General features: G+C 36.9%; 1 protein-coding gene. It reads left to right on the forward strand.

Going from position 1 to position 1,346, the window contains the following annotated elements; all coding sequences use genetic code 11:
- The first annotated feature begins 301 nt into the window (after window positions 1–301).
- The gene (locus ETF27_RS10530; RefSeq protein ID WP_130829134.1) at window positions 302–1,222 is read left to right on the forward strand and encodes an IS982 family transposase; all 921 of its coding nucleotides are present in this window, start codon (window positions 302–304) and stop codon (window positions 1,220–1,222) included.
- Window positions 1,223–1,346 lie beyond the last annotated feature (124 nt).

The following is a 1,346-nucleotide window of genomic DNA, read 5'->3' on the forward strand; positions in this document are numbered from 1 at the left end:
AGGTAACAAAACCCTCGCTGCCGCTTTTGTAATTCGAAAGAATTTCCGATATGTGCGAATGTGTAAGTTACATTTTGTTCTTTCTTATAGTTTACAAATACAAAGATAAGAAAAAAGAAGCTTACACACTTCTATAGGACAGTACCAAAATTTTTGGTTTCAGATAGAGATAGGACACATTGCCAATAACCATAATATACGCGAGTTCGGGATAAGAAAAGCACTTAAAAAGTTGGTAATCTCGCTTATTATTTGTACCTTTATAGGTGAAAATCAACAAGTTACAAATAAAGACTAAGCGATGATTACCAAAGACAAAGTTACTGAAATATTCTGTATTATAGATGAATTTAACAGAAATTTGAATTCTGAACTCGAAAATAACCTTTTTCTACCTACTAATAACGGTAAAGGAAAAGGTTATAGAAACCGTAAAGGTCGTCTTTCTGAAAGCGAGATTATGACAATTCTTGTATGCTATCATTTCGGTACATACCGTAACTTCAAGGAGTATTACCTCAACTGCATTCGTGGACAACTCCAGCAGGAGTTTCCCGATGCTGTATCCTACAATCGTTTCGTGGAACTAATGCCACGTGTTTTCTTCAGGATGATGATGTTTATGAAGCTTTATGCCTTTGGCAAATGTACGGGAATAACATTTGTCGACAGTACCATGATACCTGTATGTCATAATGTAAGGCGTTATTTCAATAAGGTATTTGCAGGTTTCGCGAAGAATGGGAAAGGTACTATGGGTTGGTGTCACGGCTTCAAACTGCATCTGCTCTGTAATGACTCTGGCGAAGTTATAACCTTCTGTCTTACAGGGGCAAATGTTGATGACAGGGATGAACGTGTGTGGAGCGTATTTACAAAAGTATTGTATGGAAAAGTGTTCGCTGACAGAGGATATATCAAAAAGGAACTCTTTGAAACCTTGTTCGACCAAGGCATACATCTCGTACATGGTCTAAAAGCGAACATGAAGAACAAACTTATGCCTATGTGGGACAAAATCATGCTTAGAAAGAGATACATCATCGAATGTATCAACGAGTTGCTAAAGAACAAGGCTAATCTTGTACATTCACGGCACCGATCAATACATAATTTCATCATGAACTTATGTTCTGCTCTTACAGCCTATTGTTTCTTTGACAATAAGCCGGAGGCACTGCCAGTACACGTGGAGAAATCAAGGCAATTGGAACTTTTCTAAAGATTTTCTTATCCCGAACTCGCGTATAATATGGGAATGGTTACCAACAACCAATTATTATCAAGATATTTGCATTCAAGAACTCAATAAGCTGTGAAAAACTATCATTTTTGTATCGCCAATT

It is taken from the genome of Prevotella brunnea (assembly GCF_008016795.1).
Lineage (GTDB): Bacteria > Bacteroidota > Bacteroidia > Bacteroidales > Bacteroidaceae > Prevotella > Prevotella brunnea.